14 protein-coding genes are annotated in these 16,097 nt (G+C 67.0%); 3 read left to right on the top strand and 11 right to left on the bottom strand.

Annotated features, from left to right (window positions below):
• Positions 1-51 precede the first annotated feature (51 nt).
• The 4 genes from ACFTSF_RS00675 to ACFTSF_RS00660 form a co-directional block, all read right to left on the bottom strand.
• The gene (locus ACFTSF_RS00675) at positions 52-1,101 is read right to left on the bottom strand and encodes a hypothetical protein (RefSeq protein ID WP_380151810.1); all 1,050 of its coding nucleotides are present in this window, start codon (positions 1,099-1,101) and stop codon (positions 52-54) included.
• Positions 1,098-2,144 (bottom strand): hypothetical protein, encoded by a 1,047-nt coding sequence (locus ACFTSF_RS00670; protein ID WP_380151809.1) that lies wholly within the window; start codon positions 2,142-2,144, stop codon positions 1,098-1,100. The genes ACFTSF_RS00675 and ACFTSF_RS00670 overlap by 4 nt, the downstream gene beginning before the upstream one ends.
• Positions 2,145-3,188, bottom strand: a complete 1,044-nt coding sequence (locus ACFTSF_RS00665; protein ID WP_380151808.1) for a hypothetical protein — start codon at positions 3,186-3,188, stop codon at positions 2,145-2,147.
• Between the two features lie 93 nt (positions 3,189-3,281).
• Positions 3,282-4,340 carry a hypothetical protein gene (locus tag ACFTSF_RS00660; protein ID WP_380151807.1) on the bottom strand — a complete coding sequence of 353 codons (1,059 nt, stop codon included), beginning with the start codon at positions 4,338-4,340 and terminating at the stop codon, positions 3,282-3,284.
• A 187-nt stretch (positions 4,341-4,527) separates the two neighbouring features.
• Here ACFTSF_RS00660 and ACFTSF_RS00655 point away from each other — a divergent pair, with 187 nt between their 5' ends.
• Positions 4,528-6,981, top strand: a complete 2,454-nt coding sequence (locus ACFTSF_RS00655) for an AAA family ATPase (RefSeq protein WP_380151806.1) — start codon at positions 4,528-4,530, stop codon at positions 6,979-6,981.
• A gap of 142 nt (positions 6,982-7,123) precedes the next feature.
• On the opposite strand, the gene ACFTSF_RS00650 is transcribed toward ACFTSF_RS00655, so the two are convergent.
• From ACFTSF_RS00650 to ACFTSF_RS00640, 3 genes are all read right to left on the bottom strand, one after another.
• Positions 7,124-8,242 carry an endonuclease gene (locus ACFTSF_RS00650; RefSeq protein WP_380151805.1) on the bottom strand — a complete coding sequence of 373 codons (1,119 nt, stop codon included), beginning with the start codon at positions 8,240-8,242 and terminating at the stop codon, positions 7,124-7,126.
• Positions 8,243-8,354: 112 nt separating this feature from the next.
• Positions 8,355-9,026 (bottom strand): hypothetical protein, encoded by a 672-nt coding sequence (locus ACFTSF_RS00645; RefSeq protein ID WP_380151804.1) that lies wholly within the window; start codon positions 9,024-9,026, stop codon positions 8,355-8,357.
• Positions 9,023-9,520, bottom strand: coding sequence for a SigE family RNA polymerase sigma factor (locus ACFTSF_RS00640; protein WP_380151803.1), 498 nt, complete (start codon positions 9,518-9,520; stop codon positions 9,023-9,025). Before ACFTSF_RS00640 ends, ACFTSF_RS00645 begins: the two co-directional genes overlap by 4 nt.
• Before the next feature lie 81 nt (positions 9,521-9,601).
• On the opposite strand from ACFTSF_RS00640, the gene cysS reads away from it, so the two are divergent.
• A complete protein-coding gene (cysS, locus tag ACFTSF_RS00635; protein WP_380151802.1) occupies positions 9,602-11,029 on the top strand; it encodes a cysteine--tRNA ligase in 1,428 nt (475 codons plus the stop codon).
• A gap of 258 nt (positions 11,030-11,287) precedes the next feature.
• On the opposite strand, the gene ACFTSF_RS00630 is transcribed toward cysS, so the two are convergent.
• A complete protein-coding gene (locus tag ACFTSF_RS00630; protein ID WP_380151801.1) occupies positions 11,288-12,205 on the bottom strand; it encodes a glycoside hydrolase family 16 protein in 918 nt (305 codons plus the stop codon).
• A 126-nt stretch (positions 12,206-12,331) separates the two neighbouring features.
• Between ACFTSF_RS00630 and ACFTSF_RS00625 the strand changes: the two genes are divergently transcribed.
• Complete coding sequence (locus ACFTSF_RS00625; RefSeq protein WP_344160885.1) at positions 12,332-13,033, top strand: GntR family transcriptional regulator; 702 nt, start codon at positions 12,332-12,334, stop codon at positions 13,031-13,033.
• Between the two features lie 3 nt (positions 13,034-13,036).
• On the opposite strand, the gene ACFTSF_RS00620 is transcribed toward ACFTSF_RS00625, so the two are convergent.
• Genes ACFTSF_RS00620 through ACFTSF_RS00610 form a run of 3 tightly spaced genes read right to left on the bottom strand, consistent with a single transcriptional unit; the run spans position 13,037 to position 16,080 of the window.
• Positions 13,037-13,861, bottom strand: coding sequence for a carbohydrate ABC transporter permease (locus tag ACFTSF_RS00620; protein ID WP_344160882.1), 825 nt, complete (start codon positions 13,859-13,861; stop codon positions 13,037-13,039).
• Positions 13,858-14,814, bottom strand: a complete 957-nt coding sequence (locus ACFTSF_RS00615) for a carbohydrate ABC transporter permease (protein WP_380151800.1) — start codon at positions 14,812-14,814, stop codon at positions 13,858-13,860. The genes ACFTSF_RS00620 and ACFTSF_RS00615 overlap by 4 nt, the downstream gene beginning before the upstream one ends.
• Before the next feature lie 3 nt (positions 14,815-14,817).
• Positions 14,818-16,080, bottom strand: coding sequence for an extracellular solute-binding protein (locus tag ACFTSF_RS00610; RefSeq protein ID WP_380151799.1), 1,263 nt, complete (start codon positions 16,078-16,080; stop codon positions 14,818-14,820).
• Between the last annotated feature and the right edge of the window lie 17 nt (positions 16,081-16,097).

Below are 16,097 nucleotides of genomic sequence, written 5' to 3'. Positions count from 1 at the left end.
TACACGCGCGCTCAACAAGTGCGCTATCGGGCGGAGCGAGTGGACCAGAACTCAGACTCCGGTGATGGTGAAGCTCCGGCTGACACCGGCCAGCGTGTTGTCACACTTGGGGAACTGCACCCGGTAGGTGCCCTTGCCCTTGGCGGTGATCGCGGCCGGAAGCGTGTAGCGGCTGCTCACCGAGAGCTTGGCGCTACGCAGCGTGCGCCATGCGGTGGCACCCGACAGCTTCTGCAGGTTGACCGTGCAGCCGTAGGTGATACCGGCGACATTGCCCTTGACCGAGACCGTCGTACCGACCTTGGCGCTGGTCTTGTCCGGCGTCGCGGCCACGATGCCCGGCCGCGGCACGAGCTGGATGTGGTGGTCGATCGGAGCCTGCGTGCCCGGGATCAGCAGGCAGTTCAGCTTGTCGGCCTCGGCCGGCGCGTGCTTCGTGACGATCACGCCGGCGGCGTTGGTGAGCAGCGCACCCGCGGAACCCTTGGCCTCCAGGCACGCGTCACCCTTGGGGTGCAGCACCTTGAGGCGGGACCCGTACGGCTTGCCGGTCGTCGAGTTCAGGACCTGCCAGGTGATCGAGTACGACTTGCCGAACGGCACCGGGCTGACGCTGAGCTTCCGGGTGATCTTCGGGATGTTCAGACCGTTGACGGCGAGCGACACTCCGGTCACCGGGTCGTTGTCCGGGGTCTTGGCCTTCAGCGACCGGTTCAGGACACCGGCGTACACGCCGTCGACGTCGAGGCGGCCGTCAGCCGTGGACGGGACGTTCACCTTGCCTTCCCAGGTGCCGTCCTTGCCCGTTCCCGAGATCAGCTTCAGCGGCTCCGAGAACACCTGGGTGCCGTCGGTGCGCTTGGAGTCGTGGCTGTTCAGCTCGACGTACATCGGCTGGTTCGCCACGCCGAGCTTGTAGGTGGCCTTCACGGTGATCGTCACCGGAACCGTGTTCAGGCTGGAGACGGCGACCGACGCACGGTCGAACTTCACGGACTCGACCTGCAGGTCGAGCGGCTCGGCCTGAGCCGGTACGGCGCTGAGCGCCGCGCCCGCGAGGGTCACAGCGCCCAGAGTCGTCAAAATGTTACGAGTCTTCATGTACCAATGATCCAAAATGTCGGGCTCACCGCGGTCACATAGTTCGAACATGTGGGGAACTGCACACGGTAGGGAATCCGGCCCTTGTACGCCGGTTGCGCCTTCAGGGTGTAGCGCTTGCGCGAATCGGTCTTGACGGTGCTTACGGTCCGCCACGCGGTCGCGCCGTACAGTCGTTGCAGGTTGACCGGGCAGTACAGCGGAGCGACCTTCACGACGCCGTTCACCGGCACGATCGTGCCGACCGGCGCGCTGGTCCGCGACGGGACCGCAGTGACCACACCGGGGTGCCGGAGCAGGATCGACGTACCGCCGATCGGCGCCTGGCTGCCCGGGATCAGCAGGCAGTGGATGGCGTCGTCGGAGACCGTCTTGTTCAGGATGACGCCGTTGGTGTCGGTCAGCACGCTGCCCGCCCCGCCGACCCGCTCGACACACCCGTTGTCATCAGCAACGATGACGCGGAGCCTGGTGCCGTACGGCTTCTTCGTGTCCGAGTCCGTGACCTGCCAGCGGATCGTGACCGCCGTCCCCGGCTTCGCGATCGACGGCGTCGGGGCCGCGGTGAACTTCGGCTGGTGCACCCCGGTGACCTGGATCGCCGGCCCGTTCACCGGCGTCGGCGGGATGTTGCTGCCCGACGCCGGGTCGAAGGTGCCGATGTTCAGGCCGGTGATCTTCAACGAGCCGTTCGCGGTCGACGGCACGTTCACCTTCCCCTGCCAGACGGCGTTCGTCTCATTGCCCGACACCATCTTCAGCGAGTCCGACCACAGGTAGTCGATATTCGCCGGGACACTGCCGCTCCGCTTCAGGTCGGCGTACAGGGGAGTGTCCGTGCGGGACGGGTCGCCGTCGGTGATCGAACCCTTGACCGTGATCGTCACCGGCACCGTGTTCAGACCGGCGACCGCGACGCTCGGGCGATTGATCAGGACCGAGTCGACCGTGATGTCCGGCGGCTCCGCGTTCGCCGGTGCAGCTGTCAGAACCGCTCCGGCCAACGGGACCGCGAGCAGGGTGGCTACCAACTGTCTCTTCATTCAGACTCCCGTGATGGTGAACGACTTGCTGGAGGCTGTGACGTAGTTGAGGCAGGACGGCATCAGGACGCGGTAGGGGATCTTCCCCCGGTACGCCGGCTGGGCGTTCAGGGTGAATCGGCCGCTGGCGCGGACAGTCGCCGTACCGACGGTGCGCCACTGGCTGGCGCCGTACAGCCGCTGCAGGTTCGCCTTGCAGCCGACCGGCGGACCGGTGATCGAGCCGTTGACCGGCACGATAGACCCGACCTTCGCGCTGGTCCGCGACGGAATCGCCGAGATACCGGACAGCCGCGGAACCTTGAAGTGCAGGCCGCTGGTCGCGTACGGGTCGGCGTACACGTCGAAGCAGTTGGCCCTGCTCGCGTCAGTCGCCTTGTATGACTTGGTGTAGACACCGGACGTGTTCGTCTTGACCAGCGCGGTCTTGTCCGGGCCGCACTCGCTGTCGACATCGGCCGTGATCGAGATTCCGTTGAACGGCTTGCCGGTGAAGTTGTCGGTCACTGCCCACTTGATCGAGTACGGCTTGCCGACCGGCACCACCTTCGGGGTCACCGTGGCGGTGACCTTGGGGTAGTGCCCGCCCTCGACGTCCACGCTCGGGCCGTTGACGACCGGCGTCGGCTCCCAGGCCGCGCCCGGCTCGACCCACCAGTCCGTGTAGACCTTGCTGACCTTGAAGGTGCCGTTCGCGGTCGAGACGATGTTGAGAGTTCCGGTCCAGGTGCCGTCCTTGATCGTGCCGGCCGTCCGCTTCAAGCTGGTCGACACGATGGTGGTCAGCGGGCCGGGCCCACTGGTCCGCTCGAGGAAGACGTTCAGCCGCACCTGCGAGCTCTCCGGATGGTTCGCGAAACCGGCCCGCACCGTCACAGGGACGTGGGCGATCGCGACCCCGTGCACCGACACGTTCTTCGCGTCGATCTCGACGCTCTTCACGGTCAGGTCCGGATCAGGATCGGCGTACGCCGGTGCTGTCCCGATCACCGCGGTGGCGAGCGGAACCGCGGCGAGGGCGGCGAGGAGTCGTCGGTTGGTCATGGGTACAGCGTGCGGCCACCCCCGACCACCCACTAGACCAGAATGCAGCCGCCCCGGGTGGGGAGCACCCGGGGCGGCCGTTCGGACAACGGGTCAGAGGCCCGTGATGGTGAAGGTCTTGCTGATGAGCTCGATGTAGCCGCCGCAGCCCTCGGGGAGATGCGCCCGGTAGTAGATCTTGCCCTTGACCGCCGGAGTCGCCGTCAACGTGAAGCGGCCGCTGCTGCGCACCAAGGCGCTGCCGACATCGCGCCACTGGCTCGCACCCCTCAGCTTCTGCAGGTACACGCGGCAACCGGTGGCATAGCCGGTGAGCGTGCCGTTGACCGGAACGTTCGTGCCGACCTTGGCGCTCGTCTTCGACGGGACCGCCGACAGCACCCCGGACCGCTTCGCGTAGAACCGGTCGGCGGTAGTCGGGTAGGGGTCGACCCGGATCGAGCCGCAGATGTCGTCGCCCTGCTCGGCCGCCGTGAACTTCTCGATGTAGTTGCCGGCCGCATCGGTCTTCACCGTGACGCCGTGGGTGGCGGTCTCCTGGCAGGAGAAGCCGTTGCCCAGTTCCAGCGGAACCGGGGTGCCATACGGCTTACCGGTCGCGGTGTCGGTCACCATCCACTTGATCGAGTACGGCTTGCCGGCCGGTACGACGGCCGGCGTCTGCACGTGGCTGACCTTCGGGATGTGCGTACCGGTCACCGCGAGACTCGGCCCGTCGAACGCGGTCGGGTCGTCGGGCATGCCGCCGCCCATGTCGCCGTACACGCCGTCACCGACGCCGGTCACCTTGAAGGTGCCGTTCGCGGCGGAACCAACGTTCAGGACGCCGGTCCAGGTACCGTTCTTCAGGGTCCCGGCCGTGCGCTTGAGCGCGACCGTGCCGATGCTGTCGATCCCCGAACCGGCAGTGCGGTCGAGGTAGACCGTGAGGACCGTGTTCTCGTCCTGCGGGTCGTCGGAGTTGTAGCCGGCCTTGACGGTCACATCGACCTTCGTCACGGCCAAGCCGGAGACGGACACTGCCGTCTTGCTCAGCTGAACGTCGCTGACGCTCAGCTTCGGGTCCGGGCTCGCGTTTGCGGGAAGTGCGCCGAGCAACAGCGCCCCCAGGGGCGCTGCGAGGAGCGCCGCCATTACTCGTTTGGTTGCCATGACATCGACAGTGCGGGTCTCACTGGCGACATACCAAGAGAATTGGGACAGGTCTGCGCGATGGTGTCGGCGAGTAGACCAGTACTCGTGCTCCGTGGGCTGTCGACAGGTGCTGTTCGGGCGATCCGGGGTCGGTGTTCACCCGGTGGTCATGTGGCGACCGGGTCCGGTCCGCAGGCTGGGCAGCATGAGCCAGGTCTTCGGTACGCCGCGGCTTCCGGCGCACGCGGTCGCGCGGACCGACCGGCTCGGGCGGGCGGTCACGCTCGCGCCGGTGCTGCCCGAACGGCGGGCGATCCTGTTCACGGGACCGCCTGGGGCGGGGAAGACCCGCGAGCTCGATCACGCGGCCGAGTTGGCTGAGCGGCACGGCTGGACGGCGATCCGCGTCGAGGCGTCGGCGCGGGAACCGTTGGAGCACCGGTTCACTCGGGCTATCGGTGCGGATCTTGGGAAGTTGCGGCGGGAGTTCGGTGGGTTCCGGGTCCGGAAGCTGCGTCGAGCGGTCCGGGATCTGACTCAGCGGCAGCGGAAGGTGCAGCACGGGGCCGAGGTGCGGATCGGTGGCGGGCCGGTTCAGTTCGTCACGAAGAAGCAGTGGGATGCGACGCCGTTGGACAACCTCGGAACGACACTGCACGACGTCGCCGACCGGCTCGGCGAACTCTCGCCGGATCGCCCGGTGCTACTCATGGTCGACAACGTCGACGCGGCGTCGCCGTACGACCTGGCTGGGTTGAGCGAGCTCGCCGAGCATTTGCAGAACAGCGGACGCCCGGTCTGGCTAGTCGCAGCCGGCGGCACGATGACAACCAGCCGTCTGCTCGCCGCCTCCCAACGAATGCCTTTCGAGCTCCGCGAGCTCGCTCCGCTGTCCGACCCCGAGCTGACGTCTCTTCTCACTGTGCCGTTGGACCGGGCCGGAATCCCTTATGAGCAAGCCGGTGTGTCTTCGTTGGTGCGCTCAGCCAACGGTGATCCTGGCCGGCTGCGCACTTTGGCTGATACGGCACTCTCGCCGGATGGCATCACGGCTGGAGGTGCCGCGGCGGCGATCGAGCGGGTGCACAGCCGTTCCGCCGTCCTCTACCAAGCCCGCTGGGACAAAAGCACCAACCCCCAGAAGGCAGTGCTGGCGGCGGTCGCTGCCGGTGTGCCGCTCGCCGACATTCCGGGCCAATGGCAACAACTAGACGAAGCCCGCCAAGAACTGGTCGCCCGAGGCCTAATCCGCGAAACCACCGACCAACCAACAGTCACCGACCCCGGAATGCACTCCTGGCTAAACAAAACCCTCGCCCAACCAGCACCCCAAATCCCCTCCCTCGCGAGCACCTCCTCCCTGGAGGCCAGCGCAGCCGGACCCGGTTGGACGGCAGGACGGGTGCTCGGTACGACGCGGGCGCCGTCGTACACGGTGGATCGTAAGGATGGGGAGGGCCGGGCGATCTCGTTGGATCAGCGGGTGCCGGGTGGGACGACGGTGCTGTTCACGGGAGAGCCCGGGATGGGGAAGAGTCGCGAGCTGGATCGGGCGCAGGGGCTGGCGGCTCGCGAAGGGTGGATTGCCGTGCGGGTGGAGGCGTCGTCGCGGGAGCCGTTGGAGAACCGGCTGATTCGGGCGATCAGTCAGGACCTCGACACGGTGCGGGAACACTTCGGTGCCGGTGCGGCGCGCACGCTGAAGAAAGATCTCGACCAGTTGGCCGGCCGGACGAGACGGCCGCAGGCGGGGAACGAGGTGCGGGTGGGTGTGCCCGGCGCGTTCCAGGTTGTCGCGAAAGAACAGCACGAGTCCGAGGAACCAGACGAGGTCGGCAGCACCCTGAACGAACTCGCCGACCGCCTCGGCGCCATCTCAGCCGCCAAAGGCGAACCGCTCCTGCTCATGGTCGACAACCTCGACAACGCCTCCGACCGCGACCTGGTCGCCCTGACCGAACTGTCCGCCCGCCTGGAACAGAACCGTCAGCCCGTCTTCCTGATCGCCGCCGGCAGCAACCAAACCACGAGCCGCCTCCTCGAAGCCTCCGGCGGACAAGCCGGCATCGAAACCGACGTCGTCACCCGGTTCGACCTCCGCAAGCTGGAACCCTTCACCGACGCCGAACTTCGCCCCGCCCTCGCCGAGCCTCTCCGCCAGGCCGCCGTACCGCACACTCCCGAAGCCGTAGACCACCTGGTCCAAGCCGCCAACGGCAACCCAGCCCGCCTCCGCGCCCTCGCCACCACCGCCCTGGACCTAGCCGACCCCACCACCGGCCTCACCACCCCCGTAGCCCACCAGGCCACCACCCGCCACAACGAGTCCTCCCGCCCCCTCTACGAGGCCGCCTGGCACAACTGCACCCCCGCCGAAAAATCCCTCCTCGCCCAAGCCGCCCAAACCACCACCGGCATCCCGTTGCCCCCCGCAACAACCTCCCGCTGGCCAGTCGAGTCCGCCGCCACTCGCCCCCTAACCCAAGGCCTCCTCCGAGCCACCCCCACCCACCTAACCCTCGCCGACCCAGGCCTCCGCACCTACCTCCAAACCCGCCTCACCCACGCCACCCCCCAACCCACCAACCACCCGACACCAACAACGAACGGCCGCCCCACCCCCAAAACCCCGGACCGCAGCACGCATCTCACTCGCTGACCCGCCTTGATAGGCAACCCCCCAACAGACGGGTTCTCCCTCCCGCTCGGGGGTTGCCCATCGAGAATCTCAAGGGGCAACCCCCCAACTCGACGGGCAACGCCAGCCCTCCCGATCGGCAACACCGTGCTGGCGACTGGGCTCAGGGCCAGATCGACGTGATCCATTCGGGGTGGTCGATGAAGGGGTTTCGGTTGTGTTGGTAGGTGGTGTAGATGACTTCGTTGCGGCGCTTTTCGAAGGCGTCGGGTGGGTCGGCGGCGGACCAGGCTTTGAGGACTGTGAGTTTGCCTATGTAGGGGGCGCTGCCGTTGTTGACGGAGTTGTTGGGCTCGAGGTTCGGCCAGCCGTCGCCGCCTTCGTAGCGGACGGCCATGTAGAGGATCATCCGGGCTACGTCGCCGCGGACTGCCGCTCGCGGGGCGAACGAGTCGCCGTCGGCGGTGCAGCCGGGGCATTCGGTGACGGTGGTGCCGCCGTTGTCGAAGTCGAGGTTGCCGCGGGCTGAGTTGACCGAGACGTCCTCGGGGCGGAGGTGGTGGATGTCGGTGCCGGGGCCGGTCGCCGTACCGAAGTCGCCGTGGGACTTGGCCCAGACGTGTTCGCGGTTCCAGTCGTTGACGCCGCCGCCGTTGGTGGACTTGCTCTGGGAGCGGCCGGAGTAGAGCAGGATGACGTTGTTGGTGTTCGCCGGGTCCTGGTCGGTGTCCTTGAGGGCGTTCCAGACCTGGTCGTAGGACAGCTTGGTCTGGTCGGCGATGATCGTGTGCAGGGCGGCCTTCAGCGCTGCGCCGGTCTTGCCTGCGGCGGGGGCGTAGTAGTCCGACGGGTCGCCGGGATCCGTCGACCCGCCGCCGCCGGTGAAGGCGGTCGCGTCCTTGAGGCCCGCGTGCGAGAAGTACGCCGCCAGCGTGCCAGTGACGGTGATCTGCTTCCCCATCAGCCCGGGGTTGCTCTGCAGTCCGTACGACGCGCGGAACGCGGCCGGGATCTGCACGTACAGCATCGACCCGGTGCTCGTCTGACTCGCGGAGTCCGCGAGGGCGAGGGCGTAGTCGTTCGGGAAGTTGCTGCGGACCACCGTGCTGGTGGCGGTCGGCTGGCCGACCACGTACCCGGTGACGGAAGCGGTGGAGCCGTCCTGTCTTCCGATCGCCGTGGCGACGGTGATCGGCGTCGCGGCGGTCGACGGCGTGATGCCGAAGCCGAGCAGCGCGAGGACGGCGGTGAGGATCAGGACCGGGCGGAGCGAGCGTTGCACAGCGACTCCCAGGGCGGATGGGATCGGTCGCCTGTCATCCTGCCCGCCCGGCTACTGCCGCGAAACGTCTTACCGCCTGAAGATTGCCGGACGATCCGGCAAACCGCCGGGGTCAGCTCAGGTGCACGCGCCCGACCGCCACCTTCGACTTCCCGTCCAGGTAGACGAGATACCACCCGCCCGGCATCCGCTTCCCGTCACAGCTCGTCACCAGGAACGGTACGTCGTCCTTCCACTTGGACTGACCGGGCTGCAACACGGTGCTATCCCGAGCGAGCGTCACCTTCGCCCGCCCGAGCACAGTGCCGGCCTTGCCCTTCTCCTGCGCGACCAGGTAGTCCTGCGGCGGGTTCCCTCCGTAGAGCGTCACCTTGGCAGTGTTGGTCACCTTGACCGACAGGGTTCCGCGCCAGCCGGCACCCTCCCGCTTCATCGTCTCCTGCATCATGCTCTGCGAGACCAACAGCTCGGACGTGCCGGACCGATCCGTCACCACGACACTGCTGCCACACCGCAGCCCGTCACCACTCTTCGCGGACGTCGGACCGCCCGTCGGCTTGGTGGGTCCCCCGCTCACCGGCGGCTGCTCCACAACCGCAGGTCCAGGCAGTACGGCGTACGCACCGATAGCGAGCGTGGTCGCCACCGCGACGCCACCCACGCCGACAGCGGCCGAGCGGACGCGCCTGCGACGACGGATGTGGGGGAGCAGCGCACTGCCGTCGACACTCACGTTCTCAGCCTCGGCGGCCGCAGTACGGAGTAGCTCTTTCAGATCGGTCATTTCATCGTCTCCTCGGGTACGGCGAGCCGGGTGGCGAGCTTGGCGTGGGCATCGGCCAGGTGTCGCTTGACCGTGCCTTGTGCGCAGCCGAGCTGTTCCGCGATGTCGGGGACGGTGAGGTCCTCGTAGTACCGCAGCACCACACACGCCCGCTGCTTGGGTGACAGCGTGGCCAGGGCCTGCCGTACGACGTCAGTCAGCAGCCGGTCCTCGTCGTGGTGCTCAGCGGGGTGGACCAGCAGGTGTCGCTTGGCTCTCCACAGTCCGGCCCGCCGGCGGCCATCGACGAACTGGTTCAGCATCGCCCGGCGTACATAGCCCTCGAGCTGGACGACGTCGCTCCCGACGCGCAGCCGGCCGAAGACCTTCAGCAAGGCGTCCTGGACCAGATCCGCGGCGGCGGCCGACTCACCGGTCAGCAGGTACGCGTACGCGCGCAGAGCACCGCCCCGACCAGCCAGCAGTTCTTCGAAGGCTCGTTCCCAGTCAGCCATCCGCACCCGTTCTCTCGGTTCAGCTTTCGAAGACCAAGACGATCCAGAGTGCCCGACCGTTGGGGGCACTAAAATCCGCGGATGAAGCTGTACAACTCCCTAGGGCGCCGGATCGAGACCTTCACACCAGCTGACCAGGGCCTGGTTCGCCTCTACAGCTGTGGGCCGACCGTGTACAGCTACGCGCATATCGGCAACCTGCGCGCCTACACCTTCGCCGACACATTGCGGCGAGCCCTGCTGTGGAAGGGCTGGCAGGTCGAGCACGTCATCAACATCACCGACGTCGGTCACGCGGTGGCCGAGGCCGAGCTGGGCGAGGACAAACTCGAGGTGGCCGCGGAACGGGAACGCCGTACGGTCGAGGAGCTCGCCGAGACGTACACCCAGGCGTTCTTCGCCGATCTGGCCGCGCTGAATATCCTGCCCGCCCAGCACTACCCGCGGGCCACGCACTACGTGAGCGAGATGATCGCGTTCGCCGAGCGGCTCGTCGAGCGCGGCTTCACGTACGAGATCCCCTCCGGTCTGTACTTCGACACGTCCAAGGACCCCGGGTACGGCGCGTTGGGTCTCGTCGACGCGAGTGGTCAACTCGAAGGGGCCCGGGTCGAACAGGTTCCGGGCCGGCGAGCGAAGACCGACTTCGCGCTGTGGCGGGCCGAGGCGCCAGGTCAGATCCGAGCGATGCGGTGGAATTCGCCGTGGGGCTGGGGCGCACCAGGGTGGCACCTCGAGTGCTCGGTGATGAGCATGGAGCTGCTCGGTGAGCACCTCGACATCCACACCGGTGGTGTCGACCACCGGCAGCTGCATCACGTCAACGAGATCGCGCAGAGCGAGGCCTACCTCGGCGACGGCAAGCCATGGGTACCGCTGTGGATGCACAACGAGTTCCTGCGGCTAGGCGAAGCCAAGATGGCCAAGTCGGCCGGCAAGGCGTTGACGATCAGTGAGCTGCGGGATCAGGGCTATCACCCACAGGCGTTCCGGTTGTTCCTGCTCGGCGGCCATTACCGCACCCAGCTCGACTTCACGCTGCCTGCGCTCGACAGCGCCCAAGCCACGCTGCGGAAGCTGGTTCGCCGGGTCAAAGCCCTTGGACCGCTGCCGGAGGTCGAGACCGCTGAGCAGGCGTACGCCGCGGCCGGCGACGACGCGACTCGCGCCGTACTCGCTCAGATCGACGAAGCGATCAGCACGGACCTGAACACGCCGCGGGTGCTCGCCGTACTGCAGGACGCCTTGCGGGACTCGGCGCTGTCGACGGCGAGTCAAGCGCTGATCGTCGCTGCGAGCTACGCGGTCCTGGGCCTGCCATCCGGCGACCTCGACGTCACCAGTACGGCGGACGTCGACACGGCCGCGGTGGACAAACTGGTGGCGGAGCGGGAGCTCGCTCGGGCGGCGAAGGACTTTGCCCGGGCGGACGCCGTACGGGATGAGCTGAAGAGGCTCGGCGTTCAGGTCACCGACACGCCGGAAGGCCCGGTCTGGGACCGGGTTTGAGTCGGTGGGGCGGTGAACGAGTGAGTGTCGTTCGCCGCCCCACCTAGGTGGGTGGGCCCCCATCAGGCCACGGCTCTCACCGCGGGCTGCTTGCCCATCCACCAGTGAGGTGCCACTGGCGGGCGGTACCTCACCGATCAAGTACGGAGGCGTCCTCCGTCGTGGCGTGGTGCGGACGCCGTTTACGGACCGTACTCAGTCCGGCACAGGTTGTCCATGCCCAAAGCAGCCATCTCACACAATGACCCGGTTGCTGACTCAGCAGCTGATGGTGTCCTGGTGCGTTGTGCCTGCAGAGCGGAAGTTGTTGACGCGAGTGGTGATCTGGGCAGGCGTCAAAGTTTCGTTCTTCGCGTAGTAGACCCAGTCGGCCGACTGCACATACGAGCTGGTTCCACCGGTGTGGGCGTCCAGGTCGATGAACCACTGGTTGTAGTTGAGCGTCATCGGCCGCCGCGGGTAGACGTTGCGGCCGGCGTCGTCCGTGGTGTGGTCCGCAGCCAGCGCGCCGTCGATGTAGTACTTCACGTGCCCGCCCGCGACCACGGTGACCAGCGTGTGCCAGCCGGCGTGGCTCCAGTTGCGCACGGTGGTCTTGCGCCAGCCGTCGAACGGATCCGCCTGGTACGTGTTCCAGCTGGTGATGAAGTTGACCGGTCCGGTCTCTCCCCAACCGCCGTTCGGCAGGTACTCCGAGATGTCGAGCTCCGAGTACGTCGGTTCCCAGTCGTAGTCGAGCGGGGAGATTGTGTAGAAGGTCTGGTTGACGTGGTCACCGTCGTTGCCGCTGACCGGGGTGTCGCTGAACTTGAACCGGGTCGCGTACGTGCCCTCAAAGAAGCGCAGGCGGTTCTGCTGGACCTGCGCCTGCGTGGTGCCGCCGGTCGTGCCGTTGGTGGTGGCCTTGAGCTGCAGCGACTTCTGGCCGTCGACGGTCGGGAAGCTGACGTTCGCGGCAGTCCAGGTGTCCGGGATGCCGGGGCCGCCGGCGCCGGTCCGGACACTCCAGTCGTGACCGGTGAAGTTCGGGTCGGTCCGCGACGAATAGTTGAAGTCGTCGAAGAGCGCACCACAGGCCGTCGTACCGGCCCGTGCGGTGGTGGCCGTGGTTCCAGCGGCCAGAGCAGCCAGTACGACGAGGGCGGCGGTCGTTCGCTTCGTACGTGATCGAGTCATCGGAGTGGACCTCCTTCTCGGGGCGGGGTGATCTTTCCGTAGGTTGGTCTATCCAATTGGTAAAGTCAATGCGTAAAGCAGGTTCGGAAATCTCGGAACGTGGTTTACCACTGGTAAGGTTTCGTCATGAGACGGACCGAGGCGCGGGACCAGCTGCTGCGGCTGATCGAGGAGCGCAACCCCGGTGAGCCGCTGCCGTCGGAGCGGTCACTGAGCGAGGTGCTCGGCGTCTCCCGGCCGACGTTGCGAGCGGCTCTCGACGACCTGGCGCGCGACGGTCTGGTCATCCGCGAGCACGGTCGCGGCACCTTCACCAGTGCCCGCAAGATCCAGCAGGCGCTCGAGCCGACCGCGTCCGGCGACTACCAGGCGCCGCTGGCGGAGGGGTCGCCGTGGCCGAGCCGGCTGCTCAGCTTCGAGGTCGGTCCGGCCGGTGCGCGGCTCGGCCACAAGCTGGAGATGTCCCCGGTCGACGACCTGGTCACCGCACTGCGGCTGCGGCTCGTCGAAGGTACGCCGATGTGCATCGAGCGGATCCGCATCCCGGCCGTGTTCGTTCCCGGTATCACCGGTCGCGATTTCGAGCTCGGTTCGTTCTACGGGCTGCTGCGCTCGCGGTACCACGTTGCGCCGAAGGACGCCGTACAGACTGCGGAGCCGACTGTGACGGACGCTGACGAAGCCGAACTGCTCGGCGTACCGGTGCACTCTCCGGCTCTGCTCTTCGAGCGCACCACGCGGAACGCAGACCACGCCGTGATCGAGTACACGCGCTCCATCTATCGCGGAGACCGGTACCGGATCACGACGCGGCTGACTTTCGACTGAGAGCTAGCCCTTGACTGCACCGGCAGCGACGCCGGAGGTGACCCGGCCCTGGAGGACCAGGAAGATCAGCAGGACCGGGAGCATGAACAACGTGGCCGCGGCCATCGTCGCGCCCCAGTCGGTGCCGAAGGTGTTGCTGAACGACGAGAGCCAGACCGGCAGCGTGCGCTGGTCCTGCTCCTTGATGATCAGCAGGTTCGCGAACGCGAACTCGTTCCACGCGGTGATGAAACCGAACAACGACGTGGACAGCAGTCCCGGTGCTAGCAGCGGGAACACGATCCGCCGGAACGCCTGGAACTGGTTGCACCCGTCGACCTGCGCGGCCTCCTCGAGATCGGCCGGGATCGCGTTCAGGAATCCGCGCAGCGTCACGATCGTGAACGGCAACGTCATCATGAAGTAGATCAGCGTCAGCATCGGCAGCTTGTCCAGCATGTCGGTGTCCCGCGCGATCACGTACATCGGGATCAGTAACGCCTCCCACGGCGTCATCTGCGCGACGAACACCATCACGATGAACGCCTGCCGGCCCTTCCACTTCAGCCGCGCGACCGCGAACGCGGCCAGGCACGCGACCACGAGAGCAAGCAGTACGCCGGTGATGGCGACGAACGCCGAGTTCCGCCAGAACAACCAGAAGCCGTCGGCGTTGACCGCCGTACTGAAGTGGCTGAAGGTGACGTTCGTCGGGAAGAACGACGGGGTCTCGGCCTGGATGTCCTTGGTCGGCTTGAACGCCGTCAGCACCATCCAGTAGACCGGGAAGACCGCGAACGCGAAGACTCCCAGCGCGATGACGTTGAGGACGATCCGCTTCGGCTTCACAGTTCACCCTCTTCCTTGAACAGCTGCCGGAAGTAGGCGAGCAGTACGACGGTCAGCAGCAGCACGGTGACCATCGAGATCGCGGCACCGAGGTCGTACCGGTTCAGCGACTGCGCGATCTGGTAGGCGAACACCGGCAGCGTCAGGGTCGCGTCACCCGGTCCGCCCTGGCTGATCACCCAGATCTGCACGAAACTCTTGAAGACCCAGATCACCTCCAGGCACAGGATCAGCCCGAACATCGGCCGCAGGATCGGAACCGTGATCAGGCCGAACATCCGGATCGGGCCCGCGCCGTCCATCGACGCCGACTCGTAGATCTCCTTCGGCACCGTGGTGATCGCGGCATACAGGGTCAGCGCCGCGAACGGCACCGACTGCCAGACGATCATGATCACGATGATCGCGAACGTCGACGTACCGTCCGCGAACCACGCATAGCCGTCGTACTGGGTGAACCCGAGCTGGACGAGCACCCAGTTGACCACCCCGAGCTGAGACTGGAACAACCACTGGAACACAGTGGTTGCCGCCAGCACCGGAATCGCCCAGGCCAGTACCAGACCGCCCATCACGAGGAAGCGCATCCACTTGCCCAGGGCATCGATCAGCAGCGCGACCAGCGTGGCCAGCACCATGATCAGTACGACGTTGATCGCGGTGAACGCGAACGTCCGGCCGACCACCGACCAGAACTTGTCGTCGGTGAAGATCTCCCGGTAGTTGTCGATGCCGACGAACTCGGCACCGCCGCGGATCAGCTGCGCGATCCCGAACTTCTGGAACGAGATGACCAGGTTGCGGATCAACGGGTAGATCAGCAGGTACGCCATCCCGAGGACGGTCGGCGCGATGAGCAGATAGGGGAGCACACGGGGGCGCCCCCGCCGGGCCCGGGCCGGGGGTTCCGGCTCGGGGGCGGGGGCGGTCCGCTCGGCGAGAGCGACAGCCACGGTCTACTTTCCGCTGTTCAGGGCCTCGGTGATGATCGCGTCGGCCGCCTGGGCCGCCGCGGCCGGGTCACCGCCGGTGAGCACCTTGGTCTGGTACTCCTTGATCGGGTTCTTGGCCTCGACCGCGGCCCAGTTCGGCGAGTTCGGCGTCGCCTTGCCGTTGGCCGCACCGGCCGCCATCGCGCTGGTGCCCTCGTCACCGGTGACCTGGGACGCGAGCGCCTTGCGGTTCGGCACGTACTTCATCGACTTGGCCAGGTCGACCTGCCACTTCTCGCCGGCCAGCTCCTTGATGAAGGTGAAGGCCGCGTCCGGGGCGTCCGACGCCTCCGGCACGATCAGGTCCGAGCCGCCGGTGAAGACCGCACCCGGCTTGTCGGCGGTCTTGCCCGGGATCGGGAAGAAGCCCAGCTTGTCCTTGAGCGCCGGGTTCGCCTGGGCGATCAGCTCGGCCGCACCCGGTACGGCGATCATCTGCGCGACCTTGCCTTGTGCGAACACGTCGGTCTGGGTCGGCTTGGCCTCGTCGGAGTCCTTCGGGCCCTTACCGAGCGCCTGGATCTGCTGGTAGAACTCCATCCCCTTGAGCGCCTCGGGAGAGCCGAGTGCGCCCTTCCACTTGTCGCCCTCCTGGACCGCGAGGTCGCCGCCCTCGTCCCAGATGAAGCCGGACAGCACGTAGAAGTTCTGGCCGGGCAGGTAGATGCCCTGGTTGCCGCCGGTGTTCAGCTTGGCGGTCGCCGCCAGCCACTCCTCGCGCGTCTTCGGCGGGGTCTTGATCCCGGCCGCCGCGAACAGGTCCTTGCGGTAGACCACGACCCGGTTCGCCGCGTAGTACGGGATCCCGAACTGCTTGCCCTCGTAGTTGCCCGGGCCGGCCAGACCTTCGATCCAGTCGTCACCCTGCAGGTCGGCCTTCTTGTCGGTCAGGTCGCGGACGCCACCGGAGGCCGAGTACTGCGCGACCTGGGTGTTGCCGACCTCGATCACGTCCGGCGCGTCCTTGCTGGCCAGCGCACCGATGATCTTCGGGCCGATCCCGTTCCACTCCTGGATCTGGACGTTCAGCTTGACGTCGGTGTGCTTGGCGGCGAAATCATCGGTGAACCGCTTCAGGAAGTCGTCCGAGACGCTCCCCTTCATCAGCCACACGTCGATGGTCTTCGGCCCGGAACTTGCTGCGTTCTTGTCGCCGGACCCACACGCCGCGAGGGCGGTGAGCGACAGGGCCGCGACTGCGGCCACGGCAAGCGAACGGAACTTCATGGATCACCCCTGGTATG

This window comes from Kribbella sp. NPDC056951, from assembly GCF_042674205.1.
Lineage (GTDB): Bacteria > Actinomycetota > Actinomycetes > Propionibacteriales > Kribbellaceae > Kribbella > Kribbella yunnanensis.
The sequence above is the reverse complement of the archived record's forward strand: the minus strand, read 5'-3'. Positions and strand labels throughout refer to the sequence as shown.